This window comes from Brumimicrobium oceani (assembly GCF_003143775.1).
Taxonomy (GTDB): Bacteria; Bacteroidota; Bacteroidia; order Flavobacteriales_D; family Crocinitomicaceae; genus Brumimicrobium; species Brumimicrobium oceani.
Window position 1 is genome coordinate 143,397 of sequence record NZ_QFRJ01000009.1, and the last position, 18,422, is coordinate 161,818.

Annotated in this window: 12 protein-coding genes; 3 read left to right on the forward strand and 9 right to left on the reverse strand. The window is 36.2% G+C overall.

The window, feature by feature from the left end:
- Window positions 1-7 precede the first annotated feature (7 nt).
- From DIT68_RS11810 to DIT68_RS11830, 5 genes are all read right to left on the reverse strand, one after another.
- Window positions 8-1,060, reverse strand: coding sequence for an RluA family pseudouridine synthase (locus DIT68_RS11810; protein ID WP_109360013.1), 1,053 nt, complete (start codon window positions 1,058-1,060; stop codon window positions 8-10).
- Window positions 1,061-1,062: 2 nt separating this feature from the next.
- Window positions 1,063-3,312 carry a T9SS type A sorting domain-containing protein gene (locus DIT68_RS11815; protein ID WP_158276179.1) on the reverse strand — a complete coding sequence of 750 codons (2,250 nt, stop codon included), beginning with the start codon at window positions 3,310-3,312 and terminating at the stop codon, window positions 1,063-1,065.
- A gap of 13 nt (window positions 3,313-3,325) precedes the next feature.
- Window positions 3,326-4,132, reverse strand: a complete 807-nt coding sequence (locus DIT68_RS11820) for a PASTA domain-containing protein (RefSeq protein ID WP_109360015.1) — start codon at window positions 4,130-4,132, stop codon at window positions 3,326-3,328.
- 218 nt (window positions 4,133-4,350) lie between these two features.
- Window positions 4,351-5,571, reverse strand: coding sequence for a DUF4886 domain-containing protein (locus tag DIT68_RS11825; RefSeq protein ID WP_109360016.1), 1,221 nt, complete (start codon window positions 5,569-5,571; stop codon window positions 4,351-4,353).
- Window positions 5,572-5,789: 218 nt separating this feature from the next.
- Window positions 5,790-8,750, reverse strand: coding sequence for a T9SS-dependent M36 family metallopeptidase (locus tag DIT68_RS11830; RefSeq protein ID WP_109360017.1), 2,961 nt, complete (start codon window positions 8,748-8,750; stop codon window positions 5,790-5,792).
- A 226-nt stretch (window positions 8,751-8,976) separates the two neighbouring features.
- Between DIT68_RS11830 and DIT68_RS11835 the strand changes: the two genes are divergently transcribed.
- From DIT68_RS11835 to DIT68_RS11845, 3 genes are all read left to right on the forward strand, one after another.
- Window positions 8,977-9,540: a helix-turn-helix domain-containing protein gene (locus DIT68_RS11835; protein ID WP_109360018.1), complete on the forward strand. Its 564-nt coding sequence runs from the start codon at window positions 8,977-8,979 to the stop codon at window positions 9,538-9,540.
- A 118-nt stretch (window positions 9,541-9,658) separates the two neighbouring features.
- Window positions 9,659-11,884, forward strand: coding sequence for a heavy metal translocating P-type ATPase (locus DIT68_RS11840; protein WP_109360019.1), 2,226 nt, complete (start codon window positions 9,659-9,661; stop codon window positions 11,882-11,884).
- A 231-nt stretch (window positions 11,885-12,115) separates the two neighbouring features.
- Complete coding sequence (locus DIT68_RS11845; RefSeq protein ID WP_109360020.1) at window positions 12,116-12,328, forward strand: heavy-metal-associated domain-containing protein; 213 nt, start codon at window positions 12,116-12,118, stop codon at window positions 12,326-12,328.
- Window positions 12,329-12,598: 270 nt separating this feature from the next.
- On the opposite strand, the gene DIT68_RS11850 is transcribed toward DIT68_RS11845, so the two are convergent.
- The 4 genes from DIT68_RS11850 to DIT68_RS11865 form a co-directional block, all read right to left on the reverse strand.
- Window positions 12,599-13,969, reverse strand: coding sequence for a T9SS type A sorting domain-containing protein (locus DIT68_RS11850; RefSeq protein ID WP_109360021.1), 1,371 nt, complete (start codon window positions 13,967-13,969; stop codon window positions 12,599-12,601).
- Window positions 13,970-13,987: 18 nt separating this feature from the next.
- Complete coding sequence (locus tag DIT68_RS11855) at window positions 13,988-15,355, reverse strand: T9SS type A sorting domain-containing protein (RefSeq protein ID WP_109360022.1); 1,368 nt, start codon at window positions 15,353-15,355, stop codon at window positions 13,988-13,990.
- A 406-nt stretch (window positions 15,356-15,761) separates the two neighbouring features.
- Window positions 15,762-16,160: a T9SS type A sorting domain-containing protein gene (locus DIT68_RS11860; protein ID WP_158276180.1), complete on the reverse strand. Its 399-nt coding sequence runs from the start codon at window positions 16,158-16,160 to the stop codon at window positions 15,762-15,764.
- A 40-nt stretch (window positions 16,161-16,200) separates the two neighbouring features.
- Window positions 16,201-18,204 carry a GEVED domain-containing protein gene (locus DIT68_RS11865; protein ID WP_109360024.1) on the reverse strand — a complete coding sequence of 668 codons (2,004 nt, stop codon included), beginning with the start codon at window positions 18,202-18,204 and terminating at the stop codon, window positions 16,201-16,203.
- Between the last annotated feature and the right edge of the window lie 218 nt (window positions 18,205-18,422).

The window sequence follows — 18,422 nt, forward strand, 5'->3', positions numbered from 1 at the left end:
ACACTTGTTAATTTTTATCTCGTGCAGAAAGATATACTTCCCAACGTTCTAAAACCGCAGCAAAATCGCTCGGAAGATCAGAATCAAAACGCATAAACTCTTTTGTTTTAGGATGAACGAAACCAAGGGTTTTTGCATGAAGAGCTTGACCGGTAAGCAAGGCAAAATTATTTTGCACAAAAGATTTATACTTGGAAAAAGTAGTTCCCTTTAATACTTTATCCCCTCCGTACTCCAAATCATTGAACAAAGTATGCCCTATGTGCTTCATGTGCGCACGAATTTGGTGTGTTCTTCCTGTTTCCAGCTTACACTCTACCAAAGTAACGTAACCAAAACGACGTAAAACTTTATAATTGGTTACTGCATGTTTACCATAATCTCCTTCAGGAAAAACAGTCATTAACTTCCTGTCTTTGATGGACCTTCCTAAATTACCCGTGATGGTTCCCTCATCTTCTATTACATCTCCCCATACCAAAGCATGATAACGTCGCTCGGTAGTGCGGTCATAAAATTGCTTTGACAAGTTGGTTAACGCATCTTCCGTTTTCGCCACAACCATAAGTCCGGTGGTGTGCTTATCTAATCGGTGAACCAAACCCGGGCGACCATAAAAGTCATCAGACTTAGAGGGCAGCTGATCAAAATGATGTATCAAACCATTCACTAGAGTTCCAGAATAGTTTCCATATCCTGGATGCACAACCATATTAGCTTGCTTATTAATTACAATTACGGTATCGTCTTCATAAATGATATCCAATGGAATGTCTTCGGGAATTAATTCAAGCTCACGCACTGGATAAGGCATCACTATTGCAATCTCATCCTCTGGTTTAATCTTATAATTCTGTTTTACCGCCACTCCATTCACCAAAATATTGCCATTTTTCGCAGCGGTTTGAATTTTGTTTCGTGAAGTATTTGCCAAACGATCAAGTAAAAACTTATCAATTCTCAATACTTCTTGACCTTTATCGGCGGTAAATTTATGGTGTTCGTATAACTCTTCGTTTTCTGTATCTTCGATGTTATCGTTTTGATTTTCTTGCTGCATCCTTATTGAACTACTAATTTCTTTGTTTGTATAACCTGTCCTTTTTCTAATCTATTTACAAGATAAATTCCTTGATGAATCATAGAAATGTCTATTTGTTCTTTGCTGTTAAAGCGCTTCACAATTCTTCCGTTTAAGTCTCTCATTTCAAAAGATGTTGAATGATTAAAATTCTCTCCTTTAATACTTAATACGCTACTTGCTGGATTTGGATACAATGTAAACTCAAAATCCGGCGTCGAAAGGGTTCTTTTTTCTAATCCCAATTGATAATCCAATTTACTAGACACTAGCGGACGCATCATTATTGACCCCTCAAAGTTTGAGTTATTCCAATTTCCTCCTCCATCAACACTCCAAAAAATCTTATCGGAATTATCGTTATTCACATCAAAACCCATATTTAATGGGGCTTCATCAATTTGCCTCATTCCAATATAATAAGTTTCCCCCACGCCAACCCTCATGGTATCTTTAAAAAAGTAAGTTCTGTACTTATTTCTTCCATAAGTATAAAAAGGTTGTCTAGGAAAGAAAAACTCATCTTCATAGATAACATTTCCTGGTTGTCCATTTTGATCATCCCACACTGTTAAGAGGAACAAATTATTCGAAACATCTAACACTGTAGGAACAAAATGAACTTGAATTGCAACCAAAGAATCTGCTTCGTACGCATTGAATTTATACGCCAACAACCCTTGCTCTCCTGTTATACCATAGGCCTTTTCTGCAGTTCCATCATCATAGGCGTAATAATTCTTAAACACTTGCTGCCCAAAGGTGGTATCATTTATTGGATTATTTGGAAATTGTGCACTGGCTATTGCTTCATAATCGAAAATTGCCATTGTATCATTAATTAAGGTATGGTCGTAGGCATATCCTGTTGAGAAATCGTGCTCACTTCCATAAGTTGTACGTGGCGAATAGTTAATGTTCCCACCAGAAAGAGTAGCTGCATTTAAAGTGTAGTTACCTTCCAGAGTGCCCTCATAATATATATTTACACTCCCGTTTTGATTGTTTTCCGTTAATTCGCTTCCGTTTCTTACTGTTACATCTACCGCACTGCTCATTTTGCCTGCAGGATTATTTCTATAATGCTTCCACGGAACACTGATGTAATCTTCGATTAAACTAGATATAGGATAAACGATAGCAAAATCTTTGAACAAGGTATCTTGATAACCAGATAGCGTTCGAACATCAACATAATCTATATGAAAATGATCCAAGGCTCCTGCTAATGCACCATAATTTGAGAATCGGAATTGAAATCCTTTCTGGAAGTAAATTGGATCTTTTACTGCAATATGAGCCACTTGAAAATCTGTGGTTTCACCAGGACCTGTTCTCCAAACTCTTTTCCACAGTTGATCTACTGGCGAATAAAACTCAAGAAATAAAGAGTCTGAGGTTGATGACGATTCTTCAGGAACATCACCAAAACCTTCCTTTTGATATAGGAAGCTAAAATAAACAGAATCGGCAGGACTGTTGCCAGAAAGGTCTAAAGGTTTTGCGGTTAAAAGATCGGCGATTCCATTTGTGCTGGTGCTAAAATTGTAAGGATAACCAAATGCATCTAATCCATCGAAAGTAACAACACCTAGCGACCATGGATTTACGGCAAACCTATAGTTATGGTAGGCCTGATCATCGAGCCATAACTTTTCAGGATTATTGATGGAGGCTACAAAAATCCTTGCAGAATCCTGTACATACTCAGGATTATTTACCCAAATTGTATCTTCAAGATTTCCACTTCCATCCAGTGTATCATAAATAATATAGCCAGGAAAAGCGTAGGTTTGAATATGATTTGGAGCATAAACAGATAAATCATCAAATAAAAATCTAACCGAATCCAAATAATCATAAGTAGTTTCCTCTGTCACGGCATCATAAATTAAACGATAGGTTCTTGTGTTAGTTAAGACTGTAGAAGGTGGCAATGGCACATTGGTATTCTCGTCCAACATTCTATAAAACAATTCTTCCGTCACATTTGGATCTGAGAATCCGGCATCGTATTGTTGAAATTTATTTCTCGAGAAATCATCAAAAAACGGAAGTGTGAGTGTATCCGTTTTATAAATAAAAGTACTGTCAAAACTATTTTGCAAAGCTTTAGTTTCAATCTTTTCCTTGTGAAACAAATCTGGGTTTGCAGTTAAGGGACTTAGGCCATCTTGACCCAAAACGACAGTTGCCAAAAAAGAGAATAATAAAAGTTGAATATATTTCATGAGCATTGTTTTCCTAATCGATTAACCCACCTTCATTTGGGGATAAAAATACAGTAATGGTAGATCCCTCAGGAATCCTGCTACTATCAGAAGCAACAGGAGTTTGACGAATCACTCGTGCATTAAGACTATCATTTGCGGTTTCACAACCAGAATAAACAGGGTAAAGTCTTAAGCTCGAATTACCTAAGAAACGCTCCTCAGCTTCATTTATTGTAAGTCCGTTTAGATTAGGAATATCTACCATATCTCCTTGTGTTTTTTTCCCTATCGTAAGTTCAATTACAGAATTAATCGGAATTTGTTGACCTGCAGAAATATTTTTTCCTTGATACTTTTGCGAAATAACACTTCCCTGATCTTCATTACTTGGAACGAAATTAACTCTGGTACGAAGGCCTTTGGTCATTAAAACAGCTTCTGCAAAACGATGACTCTTACTAACTACAACAGGAACCATAACTAATCGAGAACGTTTAGAAACACGCACACGTATAACGCGATCAGACTTCACCGACAAGCCAGAGGAATCTGTTGGCATGGGGTTTTGATAAATTATTGTTCCTTCAACTAAATCCGGATTATAAATAGAGTCTAAAATTTCATATTTTAAATCTCTATCGCCCAATAGCGTAGGAATGTCTTTTACATTATTATTCAACAAATTTGGAACTTCAATATTTTCGCCATGTTTCGTGTAGCCATCAAAATAGCTGGTGCCACCCCAAATAATAAGGAACCACACAATACCAAACAATAAAACATTGATGATGAATTTTCGACTAATAATAAAATTACCAAGCTTCTTAAAGAACCCCATACTTCAAATTGGAATAAATAATTAAACAAAACTAACTAAATTGTTTAAAACCTTTTGAGTTATTTTGGATGGAATGGTAAAAAATTAAAAAGCAGAAGGTGAAATCCCAAAAAACACCGCAAATGAAAAAAGGAAATCTCTCCTTTTAGCAAAAAAAGAGGATGAAAGCTAAAACTGCGCTCATCCTCCTCTTCTGAAATTTAAATTATTTTCTGATGCTACAGAATCGTAACTCTTCTTACTTCATCCCTGTAACGCACAACATAAGTTCCCTTACTTAGCATTAATTGCTTTGCTTTTCCTTGGTAAATCTCTTTTCCTAGTAATGTATATACAGTGTAGCTTTCTTCTCCCTTGAAATCAACATTAATTTTTCCATTGGCAGAAGGGTTTGGATAAATATTGAACATTGTTATCTCTTCAGTCGAAACACTTAAACTGGTAATGTCAACATTTTGTTTTAAAGAATCTGATTGGCACTGTGCAGAAGTATGCAATGTTACTTCATAAATTCCGTTTGCCGCATAAGTGTGTACTGCGTTCTCTTGGGTTGAAGTTTGTCCATCTCCGAAATCCCAGTAATCAAAAACTCCATCTGTTATGCTTGGTGTAAATGTAACTTGTGCAGAATTTACTGTTGTTGTGAAAGTATTATTTGTCAGATCAGGACGGTAATCAATTTGAATGGTATCCACCAAATAAACCACATGGTCTGCAACTCCTTGCAAATAGGTTGTCTCGGTCGAATTCATTCCATTCGGTACAAAAGTATTTCCCGTAGAAATCCCATCAAAAATGATATTATTAAAAATACAAGCCGCTAAATAAGAACCTTTGATGGTTGGGTGACTACCATCAGATGTATATAAATCATTAAATCCAACAACAGCATTTGGGTCTTGATTTACATGAGCAAATCCAATTCCAATAGGAGACAGCATTGCTTCGGCTTGATCTGCCATATAAGTATAGGCGTTAAACAATCTTGTATTCATCTTCTCAAAAGTGTTAATCCCAACCCATTGTGGATCTCCATTTTGTCTTCCCCAAGTTGAATAAAACAAAGGAACTGAACATTCATTATTTGAATAAATACTGTCTACAAGAATTTCAGCATAAGGATAAACACCTGCTTGAACTTGTGCATCTGGAAAGGACGGCTTTTGACTTTGCTCTTGAATAACAACAAAATCCCAATCTTTTGATGCGATTTTTGATAATGTCGTTGCGTTTGTTGTGTGTTGACTCAATTGCGCTCCTCCAGGAATACTCGCATCAGAAATAACAATATTGCCATCAGCTTGCGCCATAGAGCTAATTAACGCCGGTAAATTATTTGCACTTGTGTAACTATTTCCTATAAATAGTACCTTTTTGGTAGTTTGACTAAATCCTGTAACAGTAACTAGCAATAAAGCCAAGCCTAAAATTCTTTTCATATTTGTTTAATTTAACCCGAAAGACGCAGGGCTGATAAAGTTAGTTGCTAAGGGTTGTTTTTAATTTTTAACTTAAAATGCAGTATTATTGGATTCCTAATATTTCCAAAAACTCTTGAATTGAAAGAGTATTTCCTCATTTCGCACTAAAAAAATTCAGCAAGACCCATTAAGCCTTGCTGAGTGTTAAAAATATGAAAAGTTTATCGAAATCATCATTAGTTAATTTTACTAATACGTTTTCTATAAACATCTCCGTTATTCTTTGTCATTTCGATTGTATAAACTCCATTTCCACCTTTTAAGAAGAAAGAAAATTGAGGAGCGCCTACTAATTCAAATTCTTGAACTATTTTCCCTGTCATGTCGAAAACACGGATGTTTGCTTGTTCGATGGTATTAGAAAAACTCATTTCTACATTTCCTTTTGATGGATTAGGGTAAATATTCACTACGTCGATAGCGTTATTATCTAGTCCTACGTTATCAATACGCAAGCAGTTCGACGTTTCACTGCAATTTCCTGATGAAACAATAACTGCATAATTTCCATTTTCTGTAGGAGTAAAAGTTGAATTTGTTGCTCCAGCAATTGGTGCATTCCCGTTATCACAATCTACCCACTGGTATGTCGTAAAAGCAGGATCAGCTTGTAGAGTAGCACCATGATTCAGGTAATTAATTTGAGAATTTATTCCTTCAACTGTTAAATCTAAAGTTAAAATAGAATCACAATTTGTGGAGTTATTGATTGCATAAACGTAGTTTCCTGAAGCAGAATATGTTTGTCCACTAACTGACCAAGTGTAATCTCCACATGAATTCACGACTTCAGTATTTGCTGCAGATGATAAATTTGGCGGCAAATCAAAAGCTTCAACTTGATCATACCTATTGTCGCTAGAGCCTTGATCTGCAGAAAAACCTAGACCTCTTTTTGCGAAGACATTCCAGATTAAACATTGGTTATCCCCATTATTGAATATCTGATCAGCTTGTAAAATAGCATCTCTTCCGTCAACAAAACCAGGATAACACCCTTGAAGTTTTAAACCGTCAATTACCAATTGCATTGCGATGTTGTTTCCTCCTGTTCCGGTATAAACATCAGGATCGAATCCATATTTATTGATAAAAGCCCAATTTAAGTCCCACAACATTGTTGCCCACACAAATCCGATTCCATGCGGATCAGAAATTGATGAGTTATTTGTTGTTGCATAAGTTGCATTATTAATATTGAAATCTGTGCTGTATCTTAAAGGACGAATTCCTCCCCCTGTGGTTAGCTCACCAGTTGCAAAAGTTCCAATTCCTCTTCCATCAGTTCCTAAATCTCCTGGCTCAATGGTCAACATCATTCCAAACCAATCCGACCAGCCTTCGCCCATTTGTTCAATGTTTCCTAAACAACCCGCCATATCAGCACCACCTGTTAGACGGGTAGAAATTCCGTGTCCGTATTCATGTGCAATTATTCCATTGTCAAAATCTCCATCAAAGAAATTGCTTCCATTAGGAGATTGAAGTGTTGCATTAACCGGAGTTCCACCTTGAATCTGATTGATTATACTATTTCCGTCGGCTAATGAAATCATTATCGAAGGAATTCCAATTCCGGCACCTGTTCCTCCCATCGCAATAATATTTCCTTGAACATTATTCACAACAATCACGGCCACTGCTCCCGCAAGTTCAGCATTTTCAACTTTTGCAACAAAACTACACCCTCCTCTTTTTACAAGGACAATTTTTCCATTTATTGCGGCTGAATTAACTGCAGTCTGACATCCGTCCATAGCATCACCAGAAGCATCATCGTAAATCACAATATCTGAAGTAATTGGTGTAACAGGCACAATTGGTCCGAAACCAGCTTGTTTAGTTGAATAAATCCCGCTTATAGAAGATGGGGAATTTACGGTCAATAAATCAGGATCAGCTGATGACCAAAGGTACATTTGCATTCTTGGGTTATAACCATCAGGGCCCGTGGCCATATTTGCGTTGTTCATTCCTCCACCGTCTTGTGCTTGAGCAATAACATAGTCATCATCAAAACCACCATTTCCGTAGTTATTTTGTTGGAAATTTCCACTTGCTTCATCAAACCCGTAATGATACCAAACATCATGCATGACATTGTTCATATAAAACAAGTTAGTAATCGCAACATCCTCATAGTCAATTGGCGCCAAAGTTAAATCTAAAGGGAAATCAAAATTCAGTGTTGAACCTCCATCCGGCATATAACCTAAAACATCAGTATCTGCTCTATCTTCACTTGCATAAACATTATTTCCTTGCGTTGTTGTAAACTCTTGACCCACAACACCATCAACATCATGCCATCCATAAGGAGAAGCTGTTAAATCTGCTGGATCGATTAGTAATTGTCTTCCTCCGTGAATTGGACTCTCCACCGGTAATGCAAAAACGTTATATCCCGCTCCTGAACGCGGACCTGGTGTTGGTGAGCTAATTTGTGTAAAATCTACCTTTCTGTGATTGTGATTAGCGTGAGAAGCTCCATGATTTTCTTTCCCATTAATATCGCAGCTCAAAACCCAATCCATTTTATCTAAAACAGCACCTGTTTGGGCATCTACTCTCATACTCCACCAATGCTTTTGATCTAATTGGTAAATATGTAAATCCCAAACTGCACGCACTGTAGCTTCATCTACTTTAAACAATTTAAAATCAACCGTAATGTTTTCAACAGATAAATTTTTTGCTTCGAAAACATAATTATCATCTCCATTTGACTCCAATTCTATGATGTCACCAATGTTTTCTGCACCGATATTTCTAGCAGCTGAAATAATAGCGTCTTTGGCTGAAATAGTTGCGGTTGATGTTTCAATTTTATTTTCTAGATCTGAAATAAAGCCGTTAGAAGTCAGGAATCCTTCATTATCTTTAATGGCAATTACACTAATCGCGTTATAAACCAAAATATCGTTAGAAGATTGGTGAACATAATAAAAGCCAACATTTCCTTTTCTAGCGTTGTGATGATTTACTAATTTCCAATTCTTAATATCGGTTGTGGTTAATCCATTTTTCCTCGCATTTTCATCCAGTGTTTGCTGAAGAATTACATCTGCATTCTGACCAAAAGAGAAGAAGGGTAGAATGAATAAAAGAAGAGAAATCCTCTGAATAAATATTTTCATTTTTATAAGATTTTATAAGCGTATATTCCAAAAGTAAGCTAAAAAAACGGCTAATCATGCACATTTGGAATCTCAATATATTGCTTTTGAAATTATGCGACAAATAATTAATCAGCTTAAAGCTTGAAATTTATTTAAACGGAAGGATTGCTTATTAAACGGAGAAAGAATTGCTGAGTGCAAAGGTTGTAGTCTTATTTGTTTTTGTACTTTTGAATTAAAGCCAATGAAAGAAATTCTTCACATAAAAAACATGGTTTGTCCGCGGTGCATTACTGCGGTAGAAAACGTTTTGCAGGAAATGAAAATTTCTTTTGAAAAGATTGAATTGGGTCAGGTAGAAATAAACCAAGAATTGAATGATTCTTTACGAGAGAATCTCAGTAAAAAACTAAACTCATTAGGATTTGAATTGCTTTCTTCTGGAAAATCTCAATTAATTTCAGAAATTAAAACAGCGATTATTCAGCAAATTCACCACAGTAAAGAACCATTAACGGTTAATTTTTCGAATTTTTTGAGTGAAAAGCTCAATTATGACTATACCTATTTAAGTCGTTTATTTTCTGGTGTTGAAGGAATAACCATCAATAGATTCATTGTGATTCAGAAAATTGAAAAAGTGAAAGAATTGCTCTTTTATGATGAAATGACCTCTGCCGAAATTGCACATCAACTGAACTATAATAGTGTTGCTTATCTATCTGGAATTTTTAAGAAAGAAACAGGAATGACCTTGACACAGTTTAAGGAATTGCGTGGTTCGAATCGGAAGGGAATTGATTGGTAGGGGCGATTTGCAAATCGCCCTTACCAAACGACAAAAAATCATAACCTTCCCTCAAAATAACGTAACACATTTGGTGTTTTAATTCACGATATTTGTGTTTCAACAAAAAAATCAAATTATGAGCACACAAACAATAGAAAAATCTACATTTCCTGTAACAGGAATGACTTGTGCGGGTTGTGCTTCAAGCGTTGAAAACATCCTCAAGAAAATGAATGGGGTAACAGAAGCCGGTGTGAACTTCGCTTCCAACAGTGTTTTAGTTTCCTACGATACTGAAACTGTTAGCAAAGAAGAATTAAAATCGCATTTACAAAGTGCGGGTTACGATATTATCATTACAACGGAAAACGCAAAAGAAGAACAAGACGAGTTACAAGATAAAGCATACAAAGAAGTCAAAAAGAGAACATTTTGGGCTGCAATTTTAACATTACCCGTTTTTATATTGGGAATGTTCTTTATGAGTTGGGAACCGGGGAAATATATTTCTTTGGCCTTTGCTACTCCAGTACTATTTATTTTTGGAAGAAGCTTTTTCATCAATGCATGGAAACAAGCCAAACACGGAAAAGTGAATATGGATACGCTTGTCGCATTGAGTACAGGAGTCGCCTATTTGTTTAGTATATTCAGTACATTTTTCCCTTCATTTTTTGAAGCGCAAGGAATTACAGCCCATGTCTATTACGAAGCAGCAACTGTAATTATCACTTTTATTCTTTTAGGAAAAGTAATGGAAGAAAAGGCAAAGTCGAATACTTCGACAGCACTAAAAAAGCTAATGGGTTTACAGCCGAAAACTTTGCGTGCGATCATCAATGGATCTGAACAGGAAATTCCAATAGAAGCTGTTGAAAAAGGAAATACAATTATTATTCGTCCGGGAGAAAGAGTACCTGTAGATGGAACAGTCATCAAAGGAAATTCTTTTGTGAATGAAAGTATGATTACTGGAGAGCCAACAGCTGTTGAAAAATCGGAAGGAGAAAAGGTTTTTGCTGGAACTGTAAACCAAAAAGGAAGTTTTCATTTTACTGCGGAGAAAGTAGGGAAGGACACTTTTCTTTCTCAAATTATTAGACGTGTTCAAGAAGCACAAGGAAGTAAAGCTCCTGTTCAAAAATTGGTGGATAAAATCGCGAGTATTTTTGTTCCAACGGTAATAGGAATCGCTATTCTGACATTCATTGTTTGGCTGAGCGTTGGCGGAGAATTGGCCTTTTCTCATGGTTTAACAACAGCAATTGCCGTTTTAATTGTCGCTTGTCCGTGTGCACTTGGTTTAGCTACTCCAACCGCAATTATGGTGGGAATTGGAAAAGGAGCAGAAAACAATATCCTAATTAAAGACGCTGAAAGTTTAGAATTGGGACATAAAGTTGATGCGATTATTCTTGATAAAACTGGGACAATTACCAGAGGTAAACCGAATGTAACTGATGAAAAATGGCTTATTTCAGAAGACAAGGAGCTTTTACGTTCTAAACTCTTGGCTTTAGAGGCAGATTCAGAACATCCATTGGCTGATGCGGTCATTAGAAAACTTAAAGAAGAAGGCGTTGAAGCTTCAAAAATGACAGATTTCAACAGTATCACTGGTCAAGGAGTAAAGGCCTTGGACGAAAATGGAAAAGCTTATTTTATAGGTAACCGTGCATTAGTAGAAGGACAAGGAATTACAATTGATACAGCTTTAAGCGATACAATTCAAAACTGGCAAGACGAAGCCAAAACAGTGGTTTTCTTTACAGATGACAAACAATTATTGGCTATTTTAGGAATTGCAGATGAAATTAAAACAAATTCTATCAATGCAATTAAAGATTTAAAAGACTTAGATGTTGCCGTTTACATGTTAACAGGAGACAATCAAAAAACTGCTGCGGCTGTAGCTAAACAGGTTGGAATTTCGAATTTCAAAGGAGATGTTATGCCTTCTGATAAGTCAGATTTTGTGAAAAAATTGCAGGAAGAAGGTCGAGTTGTGGCAATGGTTGGAGATGGAATTAACGATTCAGAAGCTTTGGCGCAAGCAGATGTGAGCATTGCCATGGCGCATGGTTCAGATATCGCTATGGATGTTGCCAAAATCACATTAACTACTTCTGATTTAGCAACCATTCCTAAGGCCTTAAAACTGTCCTCAAAAACAGTGAAAGGAATTCGTCAGAACTTATTTTGGGCCTTCTTTTATAACGTAATCAGTATTCCGATAGCTGCAGGAGTACTTTATTCGGTGAATGGCTTTTTATTGGACCCAATGATTGCTGGTGCTGCAATGGCATTTAGCTCTGTTTCTGTAGTGCTCAACAGTTTACGATTAAAAAATATAAAACTTTAGATTGAAATATCGAAAATAATAATTAGAATTGGGGCTTCGGTAGCTCGTTGCCTTCGACAAGCTCAGTCACCGAAGAGTATTCCGATGACTAGCTTGTCGAAGGCAACAATTGAAATAAATAATTAGGTTTATTTTAGGGTACGCAGTAACCTAAATCATCAAAAATGATTGAAATAGAACAAATAGATGAGAGTTACTGCTATATTTTATACAATTAAATAAAAAAACAACATGGAAGAACTTAGATTTAAAACAACGTTGAAATGTGGTGGATGTGAAGAAAAAGTCACTCCGGGTTTAAATGCAATCAATGAAGTTGAGGAATGGGATGTAGACTTAGATAGTGACGACAAAGTATTATCGGTTACAGCAACAAAAGATGTTTCTGCCCAAATTATCGAAGCAGTCGAGAAAGTGGGTTTTGAAATCACCAAAATAGATTAGTTGAGCATTAGTTGTTAGACAATAGATGTTAGACAAATAGACTTTTCTCTTTGTCTAACATTTTTATTTATTAAAGATTTTTAAAATCTTATCGGGAACTTTACCCATTATTTAATATTCTACAATAAAAAGTACTCTCTTTAACTAGGCCAGATCCTTCCAGAGTTGAAAATAGAAATTTGCGAAGGATCTTGTTAGTTTGACGCTGAATCAAATTATGGTTGGGTTAAATATATTTACTGGTAAAGTATCGGATAGGCATTTAAACTTTTACAACTTCACGATTTTATATACATTCTGACCTTCACCATTAAAAATCCTTAAAGTGTAAATTCCTTTTTCGAGGTAATTGATATTTATGATGGCTTCATGGGAATTATTTAAAGCTTTATTTTCTTCTAAAACATTTTTTCCATTTAAATCTCGCATTTCTATTTTCAACGTATTTTCATTTGAAGGATTCATGATTTTTATATATTCTGTCGCTGGATTTGGAAATACAGAAATGTTTTGAAAATCTTGCTCATGTACACCTACATCAGGCCAGCCAAATCCGCACTCCACAACTGAAAGTCCTACAGTTGTTGAATCATTTGCACAAGGAGCATTATAAACAACATAAGTATATTGATAATAACCTGTAATTGAAGGAGCAGCTGTTGTGGAACCATTTATCGGGTTTCCCGCATAATCAAACCAAGTACCACCCAAAGACACATTGCCTAACAGCATATCAAACAAAGCAAATATTTGGTTTTCACAAACAGTGTACTCATCAACAGCGTATCCTGATGAATTGGAACCTATTACATTAATTGTAGCTATCGTAGTATCGTAACAAACTAATCGCTCAACATAATAAGCTTGATACGTTCCCGGAATAAGTGTGGAAACGTTTAAAATTGAATCTTGTGTTAAATACCCCGATTGATATGGAAAAAACCAATCGCCTCCTCCGTTTGGCTTTATGATAATATTGTCATTAAGATTTATTGCTCCATCCACATGACAAACATCTACTGACCCATCTTGTCCAGTTGTACTCACACAATCATCAATTCTTACCTCATCCAATAAAATATCATTATAAATTGCTTGATTGCTTGTCAATGTTTGATTCACCATAAAACGCACTTGAATGCTTTGATTCATAAAAGCATTCAAATCATAATTTTGGAATCTCCATGCTGAACTATCTCCTGATAAGGTGTCTAAATTCGTCCAAGTTGTTCCATCAAAAACATCTATAATTAGCGGAGTATTGTCTCCCGGGAAGTCTGTGTTATTGCTGAACCATTCAAAAGATAAATAGGGAGTTGTTAATGCTGAGAGATCAATTTCTGGAGAAATCAACATCATGCTGTCCGGATTTGGATTGGAGCCATCAGCTTTTGCAAATTCTCCCGCGAGCCTTCCATTGTTGACTGCGCCATAATCTCCTTGATCGTTAAATTTCCAAAAGTTATCTGGACTTGTGCTTGGGTCAGATGAAAGATTATCCCAACAAGTGGGAGCCGCGCCGCTATCAAAAGATTCATAAAAAGGTGCTGGTACTGGTAGACAGCTCGTTTGTGCATTTAGATTAAATCCCAATGCAAAGGCTGTGAATGTTAAGAGTGCTTTGAGTAATGTTGTTTTCATAGTGTAAAATTTAATAATTTACTGTTTCACGATTTTATATACATTCTGACCTTCACCATTATAAATCCTCAAAGTATAAATTCCTTTTTCGAGGTGGTGTATATCCAAAATTGCTTCTGAAACATTATTCAATGCTATATTTTCTTCTAAAACTAACCTTCCATTCAAGTCTATCATTTCTACTTTTAATGCTGAGGTGTTTGAAGGATTTAGAATTTTGATGTGATTTATTGCAGGATTTGGGGAGATTGAAATGTTTTGGAAATCCTGTTTTTTAAGACTTACGTCACCACCTGGGTTCCAGCATTCTTCCACATTTATTATCACCCCAGCGGTATCGTTATCGCAGTTAGTGTTATAAACAACGTAGTAATAACGATAATATCCTGGAATATTTTCAGAGATAACCAAGGAACTATTTAGTTGAGACCCTGTAAAGTCAAACCAAACACCACCAATGGCAACATTGCCGCTTAAATGATCAAAAAGTGATACAGGTTCCTGCTGACAAGCCCATGTTTCACCATCATTACCCGCCGATTCATAGTTATAAAAAGATATTGTTGCTACAGTTGTATCATAACAAACCAATCTTTCGATATAATACACTTCATAAGACGATCCTTGATTTAGATTTGAAACATTAAAAAAAGAACCACTTACTAAACCAGGCTGACTTGGATAAGACCAATAACCACCACCATTGGGTTTCACGATAATGTTATCATCTAAATTCACAACACCTCCAGTAATACAAATTTGAGCTGTACCATCTTGACCAGTTGTACTCACACAATCATCAATTCTTACCTCATCCAATAAAATATCATTATAAATTGCTTGATTGCTTGTCAATGTTTGATTCACCATAAAACGCACTTGAATGCTTTGATTCATAAAAGCATTCAAATCATAATTTTGGAATCTCCATGCTGAACTATCTCCTGATAAGGTGTCTAAATTCGTCCAAGTTGTTCCATCAAAAACATCTATAATTAGCGGAGTATTGTCTCCCGGGAAGTCTGTGTTATTGCTGAACCATTCAAAAGATAAATAGGGAGTTGTTAATGCTGAGAGATCAATTTCTGGAGAAATCAACATCATGCTGTCCGGATTTGGATTGGAGCCATCAGCTTTTGCAAATTCTCCCGCGAGCCTTCCATTGTTGACTGCGCCATAATCTCCTTGATCGTTAAATTTCCAAAAGTTATCTGGACTTGTGCTTGGGTCAGATGAAAGATTATCCCAACAAGTGGGAGCCGCGCCGCTATCAAAAGATTCATAAAAAGGTGCTGGTACTGGTAGACAGCTCGTTTGTGCATTTAGATTAAATCCCAATGCAAAGGCTGTGAATGTTAAGAGTGCTTTGAGTAATGTTGTTTTCATAGTGTACTTTTTAATCGTAATCTGCTTTAAATCAGAATTAAAATTACGGTAAAAAAATGAGAAATCAATACAGATAGAAAGTTTTTCAATAGGAATACCCTTTTAAGTCGAGAATGTAAAAGCCAATTTTCTTCCCTACGAGATTTAAAATTAATGCTTGTTGGGAACTTTACCCATTATTTAATATTCTACAATAAAAAGTACTCTCTTTAACTTGGCCAGATCCTTCCAGAGTTGAAAATTAAGATTTTTAACTCTGGTTAGGATGACAGTTGTAGGCGCTGGGAGGCAAGTGAGAGGGGAAAAGCATATCAAAAAAAGATATTACAAAAAAAGAGACCTATTGCTAGATCTCTTTTTTGATTTAATTGGGTTGAGATAAATTCACAATCTCTAAACTTTTATTCTATTGTTTTACAATTTTGAAAGTAGAAACAGCATCTGCCACTTTCGCTTTTACGAAATATGTTCCATTTGATAATGTTGACATATCAATAGCTAGTGCTGCGTTGTTGGCTTTAACTTCCATAACTACTTTTCCTGTTAGGTTATAAACGACAACTGATTCAATATTACTTACTGCAATGATGTTGAGCACTGAACTCACTGGATTTGGAGCGTAGCTTACATTTACCAACTCGTTTTCAGAAAGCCCAACAGTAGATGTAGTGAAGTTTGCAGCATTACTGATTGTTGTTCCTGCTTGGTCACAATCTGCAATGACATAAACATCATAAGAAACTCCGGCTGTTAACCCTGTGATTGAAACTGTTGTCACTCCTGTCGCAACTATTTCTGTTATCAAAGGTGTTGCAGTCATTGGGTCTTCACCCGCTAAATAAACCTCAACTTCGTAACCCGCTGTTGCAAACGCCGTTTGCTGCCACCGTGAAAGTTTGAGTTGTATCGATCGCCGTACTATTATTTATACTTTGGAAATCAGCCAATTGATTTATCATTGCTGCAGCATTAGTATTTGTTCCGAAAGCTACTTTCATTTTTTCAGTGTTAGTTCCAGTGCTTCCATAAGTGTAAGAAATCTCATAATCTACACCAGCCTGTAATTCAACTCCTTGTGTATAAAACCAAGTATTTGCGTCATTGAATGCATTAGAAGCATAATTTAATACATTCCCAGTAAATCCATTATTTGAATAAGCCAACGTTTTCCAGTCATTTCCTGTTCCAACATTATCATTTGTTGTACAATAAGGCAATCCAGGCAAAGTAACGGACTCAAAACCTTCGAAATAAGGCACTGTTGTCGTTGTACAATTTGTTTCAAACAGTTTTGGTCCTGTCATAGAACTTTCATCCATTGGAGAACAAACCGCAGTAACATAATATTCATATTGTGTATTTGGGTTTAAGCCAGTAATTGTAGTTTGAGGAGTTCCTGTAACATTTACTGAAGTTCCTGAAACTGTTGGATCAAAACCAGCAGCACCATAAACTACGTCCCGTTCTGTTTCTGTTCCACCTGCTGTCCAAGAAAGATCTGCATCACTTGTAGAAATATTGGCAACACTTAAAAGCGAAGGAGCCAAACAAGTTGGAGATACATAAACATTAATATCATCCAAGTACAAGAAGTGCTGATTTGCCAGTGAACCCGCTTGAAAACCGAAATAATAAACATCTGTTGTTGGAACTGTAAAGTTCACCACACCCGTAGCTGCTTGTCCGCCTGTAATTCCTGCATGTTGATTAATGTATCCGGTCATGCTTCCTGACGCAGGAGTTGTTCCATAAGCGATACTTAATTGTTCTGAATAAGTAGCACTGTTATTTCCGTATTTATATGAAATTGTATAATTCGTACCCGCAGTTAACTGAATACCTTGCGTGTAGAACCATGCATTTGCGTTGAAATTAGCATTGTAACTATATCTTAGCACATTACTAACAAATCCATTTGACGCAACAAAGGCTGTTGCCCAATCATTCCCCGACCCAGCATTTTCGATATACGTACAGAAATCAATTGCTGGTGTATTCAGATTCTCAAAGTCCATTGTGTAAGGAACAGTTGTTGAGCCGCATAAAGTCCTGATTGAACTTGGCCCGACTTTAACACTCAAATCATTGATTCCACAAACTGCAAGAACATAAAAATCATATTGAGTGTCTTCCGTTAATCCCGAAATAGTTGTTGATGGCGTACCATTTACTGTCGTTGTTACTCCTGCTGTGTTGGGATCGAAACCAGCGGCACCATAAATTACTTGCCATTCTGTTTCCGTAGCCCCCGCTGTCCAAGCTAAATCTACAGTTGTTGTGGTAACATTGGAAGACAATAATGCAGATGGTGGAAGACATGAAACGGTATTGCTTATAGTTAATGTATAGTCTTCTGCTTCTCCTGTTCCTGTAGTACCACACGGATTCAAATTGTTAGAAAAGAATTCAATATGATCAATTACGATACGCATTCTGTAATTCCCAATAGCCGTTCCTGCAGGAACATTAACTGTGCCTGAACCATTTGAATAATATCCATTGGCAGGACTGATTACCTTTTCAGTACCGTCAAATATAAAATCATTATTCCAGTCAATCCAAACGCCATAATTATAATCAAAATATCCACTTGGACCCGGATCAAAAACGGCAGTGATGTCAAAATTTCCACCAGGAAAAGATTCAACCGTCATCGTGGTGTAATCTCCATATCCATTTGGTGACATTGTAGTTCCAAGGTTAGAGATATTTGTTATCGCATTCTGAGTTGAAAAATCAGAAATAAAATGTGTTGTACTCGTAGATGAGAAAGTACAATAAGTTTGGCTGTTCGCTGAGAATACCCCTAACAGCATCGCTACAAATAAAGAAAAAGTAAATTGTTTCATAAAACTGTGTGTTATTAAAAATAATAGGGTTACCCCTTTAAATCTCAAAAAGCATTTTCGTTAATTCTATTGGATTTTTAACTAAAACGCTTTGATAATAAATGGATAAGAAGAGATCCTTCCCTCAGAAAAATAAAAATTTTTCCAAGGTTCAGGATGACAGTTTCATAGGGTGTTCAATCAAAAATCAGGGTTTGGAAGTGATGGCGCGTTGCGCC